Origin of the sequence: Curtobacterium sp. TXMA1 (genome assembly GCF_020162095.1) — a bacterium.
Classification (GTDB): domain Bacteria; phylum Actinomycetota; class Actinomycetes; order Actinomycetales; family Microbacteriaceae; genus Curtobacterium.
Genome location: NZ_CP083910.1, coordinates 268,008 through 283,512, shown reverse-complemented (window position 1 = coordinate 283,512; position 15,505 = coordinate 268,008). Strand labels below are relative to the sequence as shown.

The following is a 15,505-nucleotide window of genomic DNA, read 5'->3' as shown; positions in this document are numbered from 1 at the left end:
GACCGTGAGGTGTCGGTGAGCGCGTGAGATCGCCGCGCGAGCCGCGCGAGCCGCGCGAGCCGGCCGCACGGCGCACCGCTCAGGCAAGCGCGGCGATGGGCCCCTCGCCCGCCCGGAACGCGGCGAGCACGGCGGCCGCGTCGTCGTACACGGCGGCTGCACCGGCGCCCCGCAGCTCGTCGCCGCCGATCCCGCCGGTCATCACGCCGACGCAGGGCAGGCCGGCCTTGCCGGACGACTCCACGTCCCACATCGCGTCGCCCACCATCACCGCGCGGTCCGCCGCGACCCCGACCTTGTCGAGCGCCACCTGGATGATCCCGGGGGCGGGCTTGGCTTCCTCGACGTCCTCCGAGCTCGTCTCCGCGGTCACCCAGGCGGACGCGTCGAGCAGCTCGCGCAGCACCGACAGCTCCGACTCGGGCGCACTCGTGGCGAGCACGACCGCGTGCCCGGCGTCGGAGACGGCCTCGAGCAGCTCCCGCGCGCCGGGCAGGAGCCGGAGCTGCGGCATGTGCTCCGAGTAGAACGCGGTGTGGAACTGCTTCGCCTCGTCCCGGACCTCGTCGGAGGCGTCGGGCAGCAGCTCCTCGAGCAACCGCCCGGAGTCCATCCCGATCGCTCGATGGATCCGCCACGCGTCGACGGACTCCCCGGCGGCCCGGAATGCGCGCCACCAGGCGTCGACGTGCGCGTAGTTGGAGTCGGCGAGGGTGCCGTCGATGTCGAAGAGGACCGCGGTCGAGGGAGCGTCAGGCATCCGTCCAGCGTGCTCCCCCGACCGCGAGCGACGACTCAGCCCGGAACGGACCGGGCCGCGCGGGGCGACTCAGACCGTGATGGACTCGCCCGGTGCCAGGATCGTGACCGGCACCGTCCCGAGCATGTCCGGCCCGAGGAACCGCGCGGTCGACTGCTGCCCGAGCTCGCTGAGCATCGCCTCGTGGATCTGCACGATCCGCTCCGGCTGCACCTCGCGCACGTAGTCGACCGCCTCGGCCGTGTGCGTCCACGGACCGCTCGTCGGCACGAGCAGGGTCGGCACCGGCACACCGGGGACGAGGTAGGCGTCTCCCGGGTGGAACACGGTGTCGTCGACCAGGTACCCGACGTTCGGGATCACCGGGATGTCCGGGTGGATCACGGCGTGCTGCTCGCCGAACACACGGATGTCGAACCCACCGACCGAGAAGGTGTCGCCCGCCTCGACCGCACGCACTCGGCCGTCGTGGTCGCCGAGTTGGTCGACGACCGGTCGCGGACCGCGGACGACGAGGTCCGGGTTCGCGTCCAGCCCGGCGCGCACCGCGTCGACGTCGAGGTGGTCGGGGTGCTCGTGCGTGACGAGCACTGCGGTGGCGGAGCGGACGAGGCCGGCTGCCTCGGGCGTGAACGCACCGGGATCGAGCACGAGGGTGGTGCCGTCCTGCTCGAGGACGACCGTGGCGTGGTTGTACTTCGTCAGCTGCATGCGACCAGTCAACGCCCGTCGAACCGGGCCGCATGCCCGCGCGTCCTGAGGGCACGCTCAGTCCCACGGGGGCAGACGACGGACGGGAGGCGCGGCACCCGCTGGCACCGCGCCTCCCGTCCGCCACCTGGTGACGTCGAGTGAGGACGTCAGCTGCTGCGCACGTCGTCGGCGGCGCTCTTCGCGTGGTCCTGGACGTCGGACGCGGCGCCCTGCGCCTCGTCCTTGACGGTCTGTGCAGCGTCCTGCGCGGTCCCCTTGAGGTCCTGCGCGTGCTCCTTCGCCACGTCGCCCAGCTGCGAGCCGACGTCCTTCGCCTGGGACTTCACGTCCTCGACGAGGGGAGCCGCCTTGTCCTTGAGCTCACCGGCGAGCTGCTCCTCCTTGTCCGAGGTAGGGATGAGCGACGACGCCAGCCACCCGGCACCGAAGGCGATGAGCCCGACGGCGAGCGGGTTGCCCTTCGCCTTCTCGACGCCCTTGTGCGCGACGTCCTTCGCCTGGTCGGCGGCGCCGGACGCCGATCCCGACACACTCGACCCGGCGGAGTGCGCCGATCCCATCACCGAGTCGCGGACGCCCTGGAACCGGCTCTTCACCTTCTCGGTCTGCCGGTGGGCGATGGAGGACGGGCTGACCTTGTCGGCCAGCGCGTCGACGTCGGAACCGAGGGTCCCGCGGGTGCGCTCGATGTCGGCGCGGATCTCTTCTGGGGTGCTCATGGCTTCCTCCCGGTGTTCGGCTTGAGTGCTTCGGGGACTTCCTTGACGGTCTCGACGGTCTGCGGGGCGCCCTGGATCTCCTTGATCTCCTTGCGCCCACGGACGGCGAGGACCGCGGCGACGATCCCGTAGACCACCGCGATCACGACGGCCGACCAGGCGTTGCCGATGAGGTACCCGAGACCCCACCACGCGGCGATCGACAGGAACAGCAGGGCGAACAGCGCGGTCAGGCCGGCGCCGCCGAACATGCCGCCCGCCTTGCCCGCCTTCTTGGCGGACTCGGTCAGTTCGGCCTTCGCGAGCGCGACCTCCTGGCGGAACAGCGACGACAGGTCCTTCGACACGTCGGTCAGCAGCTCACCCAGCGGGGTCGTGGCGGCGCGTTCCTCGGGGGTCGGCTCGGCTGCGGGGAACCCACCGGGGGTGGCGTGGCTCATGCGCTGCCCACCGTCCCGTCGGTGCCGCTACCGGCCTCCTTCTCGTGCTTCACCTCGGTCGCGAGCGCCTTCGTCAGGCGTCCGGCCAGGATCCCAGCGCCCGCGGCGAGCGCGATGAAGGTCCCGGGCTTCCGTGCCGCGAAGGACTTCACCTCGTCGAGCAGCGAGCCCGGGTCACGGTTCTCGAGGTACCCGGCAGCGGAGCCGGCGCGGTTCGACAGGTCACGGACGACCTTCGCGGCGATGCCCTGCTCGTCGTCGTTGTCGGCCATGCGACCGAGTTGCTCGCCGAGGGTGCGGAGGCCGCCCGCGGCGCGCTCCTGCTGCCCGGCGGCCTGCTCCTTGAGCGTGTCCGTGGCCTGCGAGTAGAGCTGCTTCGCGTGGTCGGTGGCCTCGGAGGCGACGTTCGATGCCTGCTCCTTGGCGGTGCCGGCGACGTTCGCGGCCTTGTCCTTCGCGTCACCGGCGACGTCCTGCGCGGCACCCTTGGCGGCGTCGGCCTTGCCGCCGGCCCCGTCGGAGCCGCCAGCGGTGCCGGCACCACCGGGACCGCCGACGCTCGTGGACGACGCAGTGGAGGAGCCCGCGCCCGTCGTCGGGACGTACCCGGCGGAGGTGCTCGTCGAGTCCACCAGCGGAGCCGAGGCACCCGCGGCCGACGGGGTGGCGGGGAGCTGCTCGTCGGCGGGCAGCGCGTCGAGCGGCTCGACGTCGTCGAAGCCCTCGGGGCGCGCGGCCGGGGTGTCACCGGCGTACGAGGGCACGGTCACGCCCGGGTACACCTCGTGTCCCTCGGCAGCCGCCGTGCGGTCGTGGATGGGCGTCCCGGAGTCGTTCCCGGGTGGGTTCGTGGTCATGGTCGGCCTTCCGGTTCGGTCGCGGCGGGCACGGCACCCGTCGCGTTGGAGCCGACCGTGCGCGGCCCGCACTGCGCTGCGACACAGGAACGCCACTGTGCGCGGTCTCGTCATCCACGGAACGCGGGAGGGGCGGCTCGGCGGCAGGTGGGCCGTCCTCCCGACGGCCCGTCCAGCGGTGCTCCGGCAGGATCGGGGACGTGCCGCAGGTCTCCGTCGTCGTCCCCGTGCTCGACGACGCCGAGCACCTCGTGCGCTGCCTCGACGCCCTGGCCGCGCAGACGCACTCCGTGCACGAGGTCGTCGTGGTCGACAACGGCAGCACGGACCGGAGCGTCGAGGTCGCCCTCGCCGCCGGCGCCACGGTGCTGCACGAACCGGTGCGCGGGATCGCCCGGGCCTCGGCACGGGGCTACGACCACGCTGCAGGTGACGTCATCGCGCGGCTCGACGCCGACTCGGTCCCGCCGCCAGGGTGGGTCGCCGAGGCCGTCCGGCTGCTGGCCCGGCCGGATGTCGTCGCGGTCACCGGTCCCGGTCGTCCGGCACGTGGCGGGACGGTCCTCCGCACCGTCTGGAACGGGCTCTACATGGGGCCGTTCTTCGCGCTGATGTGGTCGGCGCTCGGCCGCCCACCGCTGTTCGGGTCGGCGATGGCCATGCACCGCGACACGTGGGCGGCGATCAGGAGCCGGGCGCACCGCGACGACCCCGAGGTGCACGACGACGTCGACCTGTCGATGCAGCTCGACCCCGCGTGGCACGTGGTCGCCTCCCGGTCGCTCACCGTCGAGGTGTCGGCGCGCCCCCTGTCGAGCGCGACCTCGGCCTTCGTCCGGACCCGGCGGGCGTTCCACACGTTCCGGGTCAACGGCCGCCGCGCGAACCCGGTGCGTCGGTGGGCTCGACGGGGCCGCGTCGCGACCGGGGTCTCCCCGGCACCGCGTCCGATCGAGGTCAGCCGTCTTGCCGCGCCGCCGGCCGAGACCGCACGTGTGCCCGCTCCCCCTGTGGCCCGTACAGGCACAGCACCTCGGTGACCTCGTCCGAGGTGTTCCCGATCCAGTGCGGCGTGTGCGTGTCGAACTCCACCACCTCACCCGGCCCGAGGTCGAAGTCCCGCTCGCCGAGCAGCAGTCGGAGCCGCCCCGACAGCACGTAGAGCCACTCGTACCCCTCGTGGGTCCGCAGCGTGCGGTCGGTCCCCCGGGGCTCCGGCGGGATGAGCTGCTTGAACGACCGCACGCCGCCGGTGCGCTTCGTCAGTGGGATCACCACGCGACCGCCATGCCGCTCGGGCTTGAGGTGGACACGAGGGTCGCCCGTCTGCGGCGCCCCGACCAGGTCGTCGAGCGGCACCTGGTAGGCACGAGCGAGCGGGAGGAGCAGCTCGAGCGTCGGTCGTCGTTGCCCGGACTCGAGCCGCGACAGCGTCGACACCGAGATTCCGGTCCCGGCGGCGAGCGCCGCCAGGGTGACGTCACGTCGTTCGCGCAGCCACCGCAGGCGGGGGCCGACCGCGTCGACCACCTGTGCCGTCGTCGGCGGGGTGGGTCGTGCCTCCAGAGCGTCCATGCCGTGATCTTGCCAGACCAGCAACGAACGTTGCCGCGTTCGAACACGGCACTGCAGGATGCGGTCATGTCCGATCACTCCGACGTCATCGTCATCGGCGGCTCTGCCGCCGGCCTGTCCGCCGCGCTCGTCCTCGGACGCTCGCGGCGCTCCGTCCTGGTCGTCGACGCGGGCGAGCCCCGCAACGCCGTCGCCACGGGCGCGCACAACTACCTCGGCCGCGAGGGCGTCGCACCCACCGAGCTGACCCGCATCGGTCGCGACGAGGTGGCCGCGTACGGCGTCGAGGTGACGGCCGGGAGGGTCGTGGCCGCGTCCGCCACCGACGGCGACGGCACCGACCCGGTCGGCTTCTCCGTCACGCTGGACTCCGGTCGTGTCGTCACGTCCCGGAGGCTGGTCGTCGCCTCCGGCGCCGTCGACGTCCTGCCCGACGTGCCGGGGCTCGCCGAGCAGTGGGGGCGCGGCGTCGTGCACTGCCCGTTCTGCCACGGATGGGAGGTCCGCGACCAGCGCATCGGCGTCCTCGTCACGACGCCGAACGGCGTGCACCACGCGCAGATGTTCCGCGCGTTGAGCGACCGGGTGACGGCGTTCGTCACCGACCCGGCGCTCGTCGACGACACCGGTCTGGCCGGTCTCCGGGCACGCGGCATCGCGGTGGTCGAGGGGTCCGTGTCCCGCGTGCTGTCGTCGGACGGTGTCCTGACCGGGATCGAGCTCGACTCCGGAGATGTCGCCGCACTCGACGCGTTCGCGGCATCGAGCACGGCGGAGCCGCGCGTGGCGTTCCTCGAGGGCCTCGGGCTGCGGGCGGAGGACGTCGTCGTGAACGGGTTCCGGTTCGGCGGCGGACTCGTCGTCGACGCCGTCGGACAGACGGGCGTCCGCGGGGTCTACGCCGCCGGGAACGTGACGTCGCCGATGGCCACGGTCATCGCCTCGGCCGCGGCGGGGACCCAGGCCGGCGCAGCGGTGCACGGCGACCTGGTCCAGGCGGACATCGCGGCTGCGCTGGACGCCGCGGCCGCACCCGTCGGTCAGTCCACGCGGTAGCCGGCCTGCGCCGCGAGGAGCGGCGCGAGGGCGAAGAGCTGGTCCGACCCGATGGTCGCGCCGCGGAGTCCCTCGAGCCGCTCCACCCGATCGAGGTCGGCGTCGCGCAGGTCGACGTGCTCGATGCGGGTGTTCGTGCCCTCGACGGATCGGATCCGGGTGCCGGGGAACGCCACGCGCAGCAGCCGTGCGTCCGCCACGTCGAGCTCGTCGACGACGCAGTCTCGGAACACCACGTCGGTGACCGTCGAGCCGCGGAGGTTCACGAACCCGAGCTTCATCCCGACGAACTCGAGACCGTTCAGCGTCGCGTCGTACAGCTCGGCAGAGCCGACCCGGCCGCCCGCGACCCGGACCTCCCGCCAGGCGCTGCTCGACGCGCGGAGCACCGGGGCGTCGAGCGTCTCGACGATCGAGTCCCGGATGCGCAGCCCACGCAGGTCGGCACCGTCGGCGCGCAGCGTGTCGACCACGCACTCCTCGAGTTCGAGGTCGGGCAGTCGCTCGCCGGCCACGTCGAACACGGCGATGCGCCTGCCCTCGATCCGGTCGCCGGTCAGGACGTCGCCCGGCGCCGGTGCCCAGTCCTCGAGGTCGCCCGGGGCGATCACAGAGATGCGCGGGGCGGTGGTGCCGGTCGGGGTGCGTGCCATGCGCTCAGTCTGCCGTGGCGGGCCGACGCTGGAGCACGCTGTCGAGCCGGTAGTCCTTCGCCGGGCCGTGGGCTTCCCAGCGGACGGTCCAGCGACGGGCGTCCCCGGCGAGCACGCCGGTGTAGTCGTCGGGCGCGCAGGGGTGCTCGACCACGGTGCCCCAGGCCCAGGGGTGGAAGACGCGGCCGTCGGCGAAGTGCACGGTCCACCGCCCGTCCACCCGCCGGACGGACAGCGTCCGGGACACAGGGGTGACGAGGTCCCCGAGGTGCATCGTGCCGGACTCGTCCCAGCGCACCTCGTCCGGGGTCACCAGCGTCAGGGACGTCGTCCCGGTGACGGTGCCGGTCGCGCCCGCGAGCCGGTCGTCGACCGTCCGGCGCAGCATCCAGTCGCCCAGCAGGTCCGTCGGCAGCACCGTCCCAGGCTACGCGCGGAGCGCCTCGGCCCTGGCGGTCCGGTGCTCGTCGTCCGTGATGACACCGCGACGATGGAGGTCGTCGAGCTCGGCGAGCCGCTGCTCGCGTGTCGGTACGGGGCCCAGCACCTGAGCGTGCATCGCGCGGTACGCCAGGTCCTCCGGGACGGTCAGGGGGTTCTGCCCTCGCGCGACCATCCGCCGGGACCGGTACACGGTGACGACGAGCACCGCGACGATCCCGAGGAGCGTGACGATGCCACCGACGGCCACGAGGGTCCAGACCAGGTCGTAGGCGGGCGGAATCAGCGGGTTGTGGGTCTCCCCGCCCGGGGCCCCGAAGTCGTCGATCGCCACGTCAGCCCCTCTCCCTGCCGGGCACGCTCGCGCCCTGGGCTGGAGCGTAGCGTGCCCGGTCCTTCCCAGAACAGGTGCGATGGCAGGCGCTTCCGGGCGTACCTGGTCGAACGGTTCCGCCAGGTACGCCCGTTTCTGCCAGGTACGCCCGATTCCGCCAGGCGCTCGCGCGCGCTCGCCGTCAGGCGTGCCACCGGGCTCAGCGCCGCTCAGCCCCGCAGCGGCCCCGATGCCTCGATGTTCGCCCCGTCCGCGAACCCGCTCACGAGCTCGCGCAGCGCGTCCTCGGCCGTGTGCCGCGGTTCCCACCCGAGCTCGCGCCGGGCCCGGTCGGTCCGCATGATCGGCACGCCGGCAGCGATGTCGAGCCATCCGGCGTCGGTCGGCTGGAGCCTGAGCCGCCAGGTCAGTGTGACGATCCCGCGCAGCAGCCGGAGCGGCACCCGCACCGCCCCGAGCATCCCCGCCGCACGCGCCATCCGCGGCGGGGTGAGCACCGGCGACGCGGCGATGTTGAACGCGCCGGCGGCCCGTCGGTCCATCGCCCGCCAGAACGCGTCGGCGAGGTCGTCGGCGTGCACCGCCTGGAACACGAACGGCAGCGGCAGGGGCAGGACCGCGAACCGGGCCGCCCGGACGATCGACATCGGCACGAGGTGCCCGAGGAACAGCCCCCGGAGCTCTGCCGCGACCCCGCGCTGGAACACCAGGCCGGGTCGGAGCCGGGTGACGACGACCTCGGGGTGGTCCCGCTCGAAGGCATCCATCGCCCGCTCGTTCTCGGCCTTGTGGATCGAGTACGTCGCCGACGGGATACCGGTCGTGGGGAAGGACTCGTCGACCGGGGTCCGCTTGCCCTCGACGTCGACGCCGCGGTAGGCCCCGACGGACGAGGACACGACGAGCTGCCCGACCCCGGCGCGGGCGACCGCCGCGAGCACGTTCGCCGTGCCCGTGACGTTCGTCCGGTGCTGCGCCGGGATGTCGTGCGTCGGCTGGAGCGCCCACGCCAGGTGCACCACGGCGTCGGCTCGCTGGAACACCGCCGCCAGTTCGTCGACCGCACGGGGACCACCGACGTCGACCGCGTGCCACACGGCCACGTCGTACGGCGCCACGCGAACGTCCGGCACCCGACGGGCGACGCCGACGACCTGCAGGCCGCCCTCGTCGCCCGCGCGGCCGTCACCCGTCAGCCGTGCGGCCGCGAGCCGCCGCAGCACCGCGGTGCCGACGTTGCCGGTCGCGCCGACCACGACGACGCGCATCAGCGGGACCGTCCCGGACGGCAGCCCGCGTGCGGCGACGGCGTGGCCATCAGGCTGCGGCCATCGACGGGTCGAGCACGACCTTGATGCAGCCGTCCTCCTTCTTCTGGAAGACCGAGTACATGTGCGGGGCGTCCTCGAGCGACACCCGGTGCGTGGTGAGGTCGAGCGTGCCGAGCGGGTCCGAGGGGTCGGACACGAGCGGCATCAGGTCGTCCACCCAACGGCGGACGTTGCACTGCCCCTCGCGGATCGTGATCTGCTTGTCGAACAGGGTCATCATCGGCATCGGGTCGGCCATGCCGCCGTAGACGCCGGACAGCGACACGGTGCCACCGCGGCGGACGAGGTCGATCGCCGCGTGCACCGCTGCCAGCCGGTCGACCCCGGCGGTCTCGATCGCCTTCTGCGCGAGCTTGTCCGGCAGCAGCCCGGCCGCGCGCTGGGCGAAGCCGGCGACGGGGTTGCCGTGGGCCTCCATGCCGACCGCGTCGACGACGCCGTCCGGGCCGCGACCGTCGGTCAGGTCGACCAGCTGCGGCACGACGTCGTCGGACAGGTCGAACACCTCGATCCCGTGCTTCGCGCCGAGGTCGCGGCGGACCTGCTCCGGGTCGACGGCGAGCACGCGGTAGCCGAGGTGCTTGCCGATCCGCGCGGCGAACTGCCCGACCGGGCCGAGGCCGAGCACCGCGAGCGTGCCGCCCTCGGGGACGTCGGCGTACTGCACGGCCTGCCACGCGGTCGGGATGATGTCGCTCATGAAGAGCCACTGGTCGTCGGCGCCGGTGTCGGGCACCTTGATCGGCCCGTAGTCGGCGTGCGGCACGCGGAGGTACTCGGCCTGGCCGCCGGGGACCTGGCCGTACATCTTCGTGTACCCGAAGAGCGAGGCGCCGGTGCCGTACTCCTGCACCTGGGTCGTCTCGCACTGCGACTGGAAGCCGTGCTGGCACATCCAGCAGTGGCCGCAGGAGATGTTGAACGGCACGACGACCCGGTCGCCGACCTTCAGGTTCGTGACGGCGGAGCCGACCTCCTCGACGATGCCCATGGGTTCGTGACCGAGGACGTCGCCCTTGTCGATGTACGGGCCGAGCACCCGGTACAGGTGCAGGTCGGAGCCGCAGATCGCCGTGGAGGTGATCCGCACGATCGCGTCGGTCGGCTCCTGGATGGTCGGGTCGGGGACGGTCTCGACGGACACCTTCTCGGTGCCCTGCCAGGTCAGTGCGCGCACGTCGCGTTCCTCTCGTGGTCGCTTCTGGGCCGGCCGGGAGGCGCGGCTCACGTGACCTCCTCGCTACGCGCCCGCCCCGTGGCGCCCTCCCAGCCCCGTCCCGCACGCGCGTTGCAGGTGGTGGTGGGGCGCGCCTCCCGTCCGGTCCCGATGGCCGACCGGCCAGCCGCAGGTCCGTCCGACCGCCGATGCGCCGGGGCCTGCGCAGTCGCGAAGCTGGGGACGATGGACCACAGCACCACGCGCAGGGCGCTCCTCGCCGGCGCGACCGGCTCCCTGGCGGCCGGACTCCTCGCAGCCTGCACACCGGGTGCTGCCGCGCCCCGGGGCTCCGGGACCCCGACCGCGACGCCGACGCCGATCGCCGGCCCGACGGCGGCTGCGACGCCGACGCCCACACCGACACCGACACCGACACCGACACCGATGCGACCCGCGCTGACGAAGGTGCCCGTGCCGCACGCGACCGTGACCGGACTGCCGGCGGGGACACCGGGGATCGCCTGGACCGTGGACGACGGGGCCTCCTCCGAGGTCGTCGAGGCCTACGCCCGCTTCGCCGCCGGGACCGGCACCCGCCTGACGTTCTTCGTGAACGGGGTCCGGCCGTCGTGGACCGAGCACGCCGACCTGCTGCGCCCGCTCGTCGACTCCGGGCAGGTGCAGCTCGGCAACCACACCTGGGACCACCCCGCACTGACGAAGCTCGGCGACCAGGCGATCCAGGACGAGCTGATGCGGAACCACGAGTTCCTCGAGCGGACGTTCGGCGTCGACGCCCGCCCGTACTTCCGGCCGCCGTTCGGGTACCACGACGCGCGGGTCGACCGGGCAGCCGCGGCCGTCGGCTACACCACGCCCACGCTCTGGTACGGGTCCCTGGCTGACTCGGGCGACATCTCCTCGGACCAGGTCGTCGGCTTCGCGGAGCAGTGGTTCCAGCCGGCGCACATCGTCATCGGGCACGCGAACTTCCCGGGGACGATCGGGGCGCTGCCCAGGCTGCACGCCCTGCTCGAGCAGCGCGGCCTGCCGACCTGGACGCTCGACGACGTCTTCACCCGCTGACGTTCCGGCTCGCCGGGTTCCGCGGTTCCGCGGGACGCAACCACAGCGGCTGCTCGCTGCGCTGCACCGCTGCGAGGACTCGCCGAGGTTGCGTCCTGCGGGGGCGAAGCAGGGCTACGCGCGCAGGCGGTCCCGCTCGGCCGGCGGCAGGTGCTCGGTCGCCGTCGTCCGGGCCGCCGGGGTCAGGAAGCGCACGTTCCGCTCGAGGAACGCCACGAGTGCAGGCTCGGACGCCCGCTTCCCCGTCTCGCGCAGCACCCAGCCGAGCGCGGACTGCACGGTCTCGCTACGTTCGCGGACCAGGCGTCCGGCGATCGCGAGGGGCACCTCGGCGTCGCCCTGCTTGGCGAACGCGAGCGTCGCGACGACGGCGATCCGGCGGACCATCGCGACGTCGGACTTCGCGAGCGCGAACAGCGGCCCCGTCGAGCTGCCGACGAGCGGGGCGCCGACGAGCTCCTCGGCCGCGACGTCCACCAGCACCGTGTCCTCGAACCGCTCGGCCTTCGCCGCGGCGAGGTACTCGTCGGTCAGCTCCGGGTCGGGCTCGGCGCGCATCGCCTGCACCAGGAGGACGACGGCGACCAACCGTGCACCGGCGTCATCGCTCCAGAGCAGCGCCGAGCGCTCCCCCTCGTCGAGGTCGGCGAACCGTCGGGCGACGCGTCGGGCTCCTGCGACGTCACCCGGCGTGCGGGCGAGGGCGGCCAGCACCGCCTCGGCACCGTGGCTCTGCATCCCACCAGCCTAGGGCCGGCCGGTGCTCCGGCAGGTTTCACATGATCGAAACACGATGTGTACAAAGCAGCGCCAGCACCTGTGATTGTATGCAATCACCGCACTCCTGAGCGTGACTCCACAAGAGTCGCCACGCACACCAGCAGCTCCAGGAACTCGATGTCCCAGACACCCGCTCGACGCCGCCGGACACTCCTCGCCGTGCCCGCCGTCGCCCTGGCCGCCTCGCTCGCGCTCACCGCCTGCGTGCCGGTCCAACGCTCGAAGGCCGGCGGCGCGACCGCCGGCACCGTCACCACCGTCGCGATCGGCGATAAGCAGGTCCGCGAGGGCGGCGACCTCGTGATGGCGCTCTCCGCCGAACCGGACCGCCTCGACCCGACCACGTCGTCGTCGCTCTACACCCGGTACGTCATGGAGACGATGTGCCAGAAGCTCTACGACATCGACTCGGAGGGCACCGTCGTCCCGTTGCTCGCGACCGAGCTGCCGACGGTCTCCGACGGCGGGAAGACCGTCACCTTCCCGGTGCACACCGGGTACCGCTTCGCCGACGGCACCCCGTTCGACGCGGACGCCGTGGTGACGACGCTCGAGCGGAACCTGACGAAGGACGACTCGAGCCGGAAGAGCGAGATGGGTCCGGTGTCGGCCATCGACGCCGTCGACGACCACACCGTCCGGATCCGCTACGCCACCCCCTTCGCCCCGATCACCGCGGCACTGGCCGACCGTGCAGGCATGGTCATGTCGCCGACCGCGCTGGAGCAGGAGGGCGACGGGTTCGGCGACCACCCGGTGTGCATCGGCCCGTACAAGTTCGTCGAGCGCGTGCCGCAGACCTCGATCACCGTCGAGCGCGACCCGATGTACCACGACCCGGCGAGCGCGCACTTCGACCGGATCACCTACCGGATCATCACCGACGCGAGCATCCGCGCGCAGAACCTGAAGTCCGGGGACGTCCAGGTCGCCGACACGATCTCCACCCAGGACGTCGACGAGCTGATGGAGCGCAAGGACCTCAGCATCCTGCGCACCGGGTCGCTCGGCTACCAGGGCATCACGATCAACCTCGCCAACCAGGACGGCGTCGGCACCGACCCGGAGCCGCTCGACACGCCGCTCGCCACGCAGCGGAAGGTCCGGCAGGCCCTGTCGATGTCGATCAACCGCGCCGAACTCGTGCAGAGCGTGTTCCGCGGCTGGGCGGACGTCGCGTGCTCCCCGATCCCGGACACGAGCGCCTTCGCGACCGACGCGAGCAAGGCATGCCCGGAGTACGACCCGGAGCGCGCGAAGGAACTCCTGGAGCAGGCCGGCGTGCAGCAGCCGTTCCCGATCGAGATGGAGGTGACGAACACCCCCGACACCGTCCGGTTCGCCCAGGCACTGCAGGCCCAGGCCCGCGCGGGCGGCTTCGCGATCACGATCACCCCGGTCGAGTACACGACCCTGCTCGACGACCAGACCCGCGGCGACTTCCAGGCGCTGCAGCTCGGCTGGTCCGGCCGTGTCGACCCGCACGGCAACATCGGCTCGTTCCTCGGCACCGGCGGCGGCAACAACTACCCCGGCTACAGCGACCCCGAGGTCGACGACCTGATCGCCCGCGCGGCACAGGCCACCGACCAGCAGGAACGCGCCGACCTGTACGGGCAGCTCGTGACGAAGGTCCAGCAGGACGACCCGATCATCTACCTCTACCGGACCCGCAGCATCACCGGCGTCAGCACCGACGTCGCCGGGGTGTCCACCTACGCCGACGGCGTGGTCCGACTCAGCCAGGCGGCGTTCGTGGAAGGCGGAGACAAGTGACCCGGTACGTCCTGACCCGGCTCTGGCAGGCGGCGCTCACGCTCGTCCTCGCCTCGATCGTGGTGTTCTTCGGGGTCCGGCAGCTGCCGGGCGACCCGGCCCTGGCCCTGGCGGGCGAGGAGGCCAGCCCCGAACGGCTCGCAGCGGTCCGCGCCGACCTCGGGCTCGACGACTCCCTGCTCGTGCAGTACTGGCGCTTCGTCGTCAACGCGCTGCAGGGCGACCTCGGCCAGTCCACCCGCACCGGCACCCCGGTCACCGAGCTCCTCGGCGCCACGCTCCCGGTCACGCTCTGGCTCGCGCTCTACGCGATCGTCGTCGCGGTCGTCGTGGGGGTCGCCCTCGGCACCCTCGCCGAGCGCTACCGCGGGCAGTGGCCCGAGTGGATGGCGAACGCCGCCGCCCTGGTGGGGCTGAGCGTGCCGAACTTCTGGCTCGGCATCCTGGCGATCGTCTGGCTCGCCGCGGGCCTCGGCTGGTTCCCGGCCTCGGGCTACGTCCCGGTGACGAGCGACCCGATCGGCGCGCTGCACCACCTGACCCTGCCGGCGCTCATCCTCGGCACGTCGCTCGCGGCCGTCATCATGCGGCAGACCCGCGCGTCGATGATCGAGACGATGAAGACCGACTTCGTCCGGACCGCCCGGGCGAAGGGCCTGAGCCGTCCGCGGGTGCTGTTCCGGTACGGCCTGCGCAACTCGATGATCGTCGTCGTCACGATCGTCGGCCTGCAGCTCGGCGGACTCATCTCGGGCGCGGTCGTCACCGAGCGCATCTTCGCCCTGCCCGGCTTCGGCAAGCTCACGCTCGACGCCGTGTTCACCCGCGACTACCCGGTGATCCAGGCCGTCGTGCTCGTCATCACGCTGGGCTACGTGCTCATCAACTTCGCCGTGGACGTCCTGTACTCGGTCATCAACCCGAAGATCCGCGTCGGAGGCGCCGCATGACCACGATCACCGCTCCCTTCGACCTGGGTTCGAGCCGCGGGCGCATCTGGAAGCAGGTGCGGACGAACCGGCTCGGCATGACGGGCGGCATCATGCTCGCCGTCGTCGTGCTCGCCGGGGTCGCCGCACCGCTCGTCGCGCCGCACGACCCGACCGCGACGCACTTCGACCTGCCGTTCCAGGTGCCCTTCACCGTCGGCTTCGGGTTCGGCACCGACGACCTCGGCCGCGACATCCTGTCCCGCACGCTCTACGGCATCCAGGTCTCGCTCGTCGTGGGCGTCCTGTCGGTGCTGCTCGCGGTCGTCGTCGGCACTCCGCTCGGGCTCCTCGCGGGCTACTGGCGCTGGCTCGACGCGATCATCAGCCGGCTCACCGACGTCGCCCTGGCATTCCCGTTCCTCATCATCGCGGTGGGGCTCGCGGCGATCAGCGGTCCGAGCCTGACGAACGCCGTGATCGCGATCGGCATCTCGCACGTGCCGGCGATGATCCGCATCGTCCGTGGTGAGACCCTGCGGATCACGAGCGCCGACTTCGTGACGAGCGCGAAGACGCTGGACGCCGGCGGCGCCCGGATCATCGCGCAGCACGTCCTGCCGAACTGCATCTCCGCGATCATCGTGCAGGCCACGGTGATCATGCCGGTCGCGGTCATCGGCGAGGCGCTGCTGTCCTTCCTCGGCCTCGGCATCCAACCGCCCACCCCGAGCCTCGGCATCATGCTCTCGGACGCGCAGCAGTACCTCGGCCAGGCTCCGTGGGCAGCGGTCGTGCCCGGTGTGGCCATCGCCGTCATCTGCCTCGGCTTCAACCTGTTCGGGGACGCCCTGCGCGACGCCCTCGATCCCACCGCCTCCGACCGGAAGTGACC

18 protein-coding genes are annotated in these 15,505 nt (G+C 72.6%); 6 read left to right on the top strand and 12 right to left on the bottom strand.

Annotation, left to right across the window (positions count from 1 at the left end; translation table 11 throughout):
• Positions 1-79: 79 nt before the first annotated feature.
• The 5 genes from LCG91_RS01510 to LCG91_RS01490 all read right to left on the bottom strand — a co-directional run bounded on the left by LCG91_RS01510 (position 80) and on the right by LCG91_RS01490 (position 3,490).
• Complete coding sequence (locus LCG91_RS01510) at positions 80-760, bottom strand: HAD family hydrolase (protein WP_058749903.1); 681 nt, start codon at positions 758-760, stop codon at positions 80-82.
• 69 nt (positions 761-829) lie between these two features.
• Positions 830-1,471: an MBL fold metallo-hydrolase gene (locus tag LCG91_RS01505; protein ID WP_224442253.1), complete on the bottom strand. Its 642-nt coding sequence runs from the start codon at positions 1,469-1,471 to the stop codon at positions 830-832.
• A gap of 149 nt (positions 1,472-1,620) precedes the next feature.
• Positions 1,621-2,193 (bottom strand): DUF3618 domain-containing protein, encoded by a 573-nt coding sequence (locus LCG91_RS01500; protein WP_058749901.1) that lies wholly within the window; start codon positions 2,191-2,193, stop codon positions 1,621-1,623.
• Entirely contained in the window at positions 2,190-2,633 is a 444-nt protein-coding gene (locus LCG91_RS01495; RefSeq protein ID WP_224442252.1) for a phage holin family protein, read from the bottom strand. Before LCG91_RS01495 ends, LCG91_RS01500 begins: the two co-directional genes overlap by 4 nt.
• Positions 2,630-3,490, bottom strand: coding sequence for a hypothetical protein (locus LCG91_RS01490; RefSeq protein ID WP_058727532.1), 861 nt, complete (start codon positions 3,488-3,490; stop codon positions 2,630-2,632). The genes LCG91_RS01495 and LCG91_RS01490 overlap by 4 nt, the downstream gene beginning before the upstream one ends.
• Positions 3,491-3,690: 200 nt before the next feature.
• On the opposite strand from LCG91_RS01490, the gene LCG91_RS01485 reads away from it, so the two are divergent.
• Positions 3,691-4,530 (top strand): glycosyltransferase family 2 protein, encoded by an 840-nt coding sequence (locus LCG91_RS01485; RefSeq protein WP_224442251.1) that lies wholly within the window; start codon positions 3,691-3,693, stop codon positions 4,528-4,530.
• On the opposite strand, the gene LCG91_RS01480 is transcribed toward LCG91_RS01485, so the two are convergent.
• Positions 4,448-5,065: a helix-turn-helix domain-containing protein gene (locus LCG91_RS01480; RefSeq protein WP_224442250.1), complete on the bottom strand. Its 618-nt coding sequence runs from the start codon at positions 5,063-5,065 to the stop codon at positions 4,448-4,450. The genes LCG91_RS01485 and LCG91_RS01480 overlap by 83 nt on opposite strands.
• A 66-nt stretch (positions 5,066-5,131) precedes the next feature.
• Here LCG91_RS01480 and LCG91_RS01475 point away from each other — a divergent pair, with 66 nt between their 5' ends.
• A complete protein-coding gene (locus LCG91_RS01475) occupies positions 5,132-6,121 on the top strand; it encodes an NAD(P)/FAD-dependent oxidoreductase (protein WP_224442249.1) in 990 nt (329 codons plus the stop codon).
• On the opposite strand, the gene LCG91_RS01470 is transcribed toward LCG91_RS01475, so the two are convergent.
• The 5 genes from LCG91_RS01470 to LCG91_RS01450 form a co-directional block, all read right to left on the bottom strand.
• Positions 6,106-6,774: a pentapeptide repeat-containing protein gene (locus LCG91_RS01470; RefSeq protein WP_224442248.1), complete on the bottom strand. Its 669-nt coding sequence runs from the start codon at positions 6,772-6,774 to the stop codon at positions 6,106-6,108. The two genes, LCG91_RS01475 and LCG91_RS01470, sit on opposite strands and share 16 nt — an antisense overlap.
• Positions 6,775-6,778: 4 nt before the next feature.
• On the bottom strand, positions 6,779-7,192 hold the full coding sequence (locus tag LCG91_RS01465; RefSeq protein WP_224442247.1) for a DUF6314 family protein: 414 nt from the start codon (positions 7,190-7,192) through the stop codon (positions 6,779-6,781).
• A 9-nt stretch (positions 7,193-7,201) separates the two neighbouring features.
• Positions 7,202-7,549, bottom strand: a complete 348-nt coding sequence (locus LCG91_RS01460) for an SHOCT domain-containing protein (protein ID WP_058749894.1) — start codon at positions 7,547-7,549, stop codon at positions 7,202-7,204.
• 209 nt (positions 7,550-7,758) lie between these two features.
• Positions 7,759-8,817, bottom strand: coding sequence for an NAD-dependent epimerase/dehydratase family protein (locus LCG91_RS01455; RefSeq protein ID WP_224442246.1), 1,059 nt, complete (start codon positions 8,815-8,817; stop codon positions 7,759-7,761).
• Between the two features lie 49 nt (positions 8,818-8,866).
• Positions 8,867-10,057 carry a zinc-dependent alcohol dehydrogenase gene (locus LCG91_RS01450; protein WP_058727523.1) on the bottom strand — a complete coding sequence of 397 codons (1,191 nt, stop codon included), beginning with the start codon at positions 10,055-10,057 and terminating at the stop codon, positions 8,867-8,869.
• A gap of 225 nt (positions 10,058-10,282) precedes the next feature.
• Here LCG91_RS01450 and LCG91_RS01445 point away from each other — a divergent pair, with 225 nt between their 5' ends.
• Positions 10,283-11,125 carry a polysaccharide deacetylase family protein gene (locus LCG91_RS01445; RefSeq protein ID WP_224442245.1) on the top strand — a complete coding sequence of 281 codons (843 nt, stop codon included), beginning with the start codon at positions 10,283-10,285 and terminating at the stop codon, positions 11,123-11,125.
• A 114-nt stretch (positions 11,126-11,239) separates the two neighbouring features.
• On the opposite strand, the gene LCG91_RS01440 is transcribed toward LCG91_RS01445, so the two are convergent.
• Positions 11,240-11,863: a DNA alkylation repair protein gene (locus LCG91_RS01440; RefSeq protein ID WP_224442244.1), complete on the bottom strand. Its 624-nt coding sequence runs from the start codon at positions 11,861-11,863 to the stop codon at positions 11,240-11,242.
• Positions 11,864-12,022: 159 nt separating this feature from the next.
• Here LCG91_RS01440 and LCG91_RS01435 point away from each other — a divergent pair, with 159 nt between their 5' ends.
• From LCG91_RS01435 to LCG91_RS01425, 3 genes are read left to right on the top strand one after another with little or no spacing between them, the layout of a single operon-like run.
• The gene (locus tag LCG91_RS01435; protein ID WP_224442243.1) at positions 12,023-13,681 is read left to right on the top strand and encodes an ABC transporter substrate-binding protein; all 1,659 of its coding nucleotides are present in this window, start codon (positions 12,023-12,025) and stop codon (positions 13,679-13,681) included.
• Entirely contained in the window at positions 13,678-14,631 is a 954-nt protein-coding gene (locus LCG91_RS01430) for an ABC transporter permease (protein ID WP_058750329.1), read from the top strand. The genes LCG91_RS01435 and LCG91_RS01430 overlap by 4 nt, the downstream gene beginning before the upstream one ends.
• A complete protein-coding gene (locus LCG91_RS01425) occupies positions 14,628-15,503 on the top strand; it encodes an ABC transporter permease (RefSeq protein WP_058750330.1) in 876 nt (291 codons plus the stop codon). Before LCG91_RS01430 ends, LCG91_RS01425 begins: the two co-directional genes overlap by 4 nt.
• Positions 15,504-15,505: the final 2 nt, after the last annotated feature.

Excerpts from the sequence above, each read along its gene's own strand:
- LCG91_RS01510 (WP_058749903.1), bottom strand. The coding sequence starts at position 760 with ATGCCTGACGCTCCCTCGACCGCGGTCCTCTTCGACATCGACGGCACC.
- LCG91_RS01495 (WP_224442252.1), bottom strand. The coding sequence starts at position 2,633 with ATGAGCCACGCCACCCCCGGTGGGTTCCCCGCAGCCGAGCCGACCCCC.
- LCG91_RS01470 (WP_224442248.1), bottom strand. The coding sequence starts at position 6,774 with ATGGCACGCACCCCGACCGGCACCACCGCCCCGCGCATCTCTGTGATC.
- LCG91_RS01435 (WP_224442243.1), top strand. The coding sequence starts at position 12,023 with ATGTCCCAGACACCCGCTCGACGCCGCCGGACACTCCTCGCCGTGCCC.
- LCG91_RS01445 (WP_224442245.1), top strand. The coding sequence starts at position 10,283 with ATGGACCACAGCACCACGCGCAGGGCGCTCCTCGCCGGCGCGACCGGC.
- LCG91_RS01490 (WP_058727532.1), bottom strand. The coding sequence starts at position 3,490 with ATGACCACGAACCCACCCGGGAACGACTCCGGGACGCCCATCCACGAC.
- LCG91_RS01505 (WP_224442253.1), bottom strand. The coding sequence starts at position 1,471 with ATGCAGCTGACGAAGTACAACCACGCCACGGTCGTCCTCGAGCAGGAC.
- LCG91_RS01500 (WP_058749901.1), bottom strand. The coding sequence starts at position 2,193 with ATGAGCACCCCAGAAGAGATCCGCGCCGACATCGAGCGCACCCGCGGG.
- LCG91_RS01475 (WP_224442249.1), top strand. The coding sequence starts at position 5,132 with ATGTCCGATCACTCCGACGTCATCGTCATCGGCGGCTCTGCCGCCGGC.
- LCG91_RS01440 (WP_224442244.1), bottom strand. The coding sequence starts at position 11,863 with ATGCAGAGCCACGGTGCCGAGGCGGTGCTGGCCGCCCTCGCCCGCACG.
- LCG91_RS01480 (WP_224442250.1), bottom strand. The coding sequence starts at position 5,065 with ATGGACGCTCTGGAGGCACGACCCACCCCGCCGACGACGGCACAGGTG.
- LCG91_RS01425 (WP_058750330.1), top strand. The coding sequence starts at position 14,628 with ATGACCACGATCACCGCTCCCTTCGACCTGGGTTCGAGCCGCGGGCGC.
- LCG91_RS01455 (WP_224442246.1), bottom strand. The coding sequence starts at position 8,817 with ATGCGCGTCGTCGTGGTCGGCGCGACCGGCAACGTCGGCACCGCGGTG.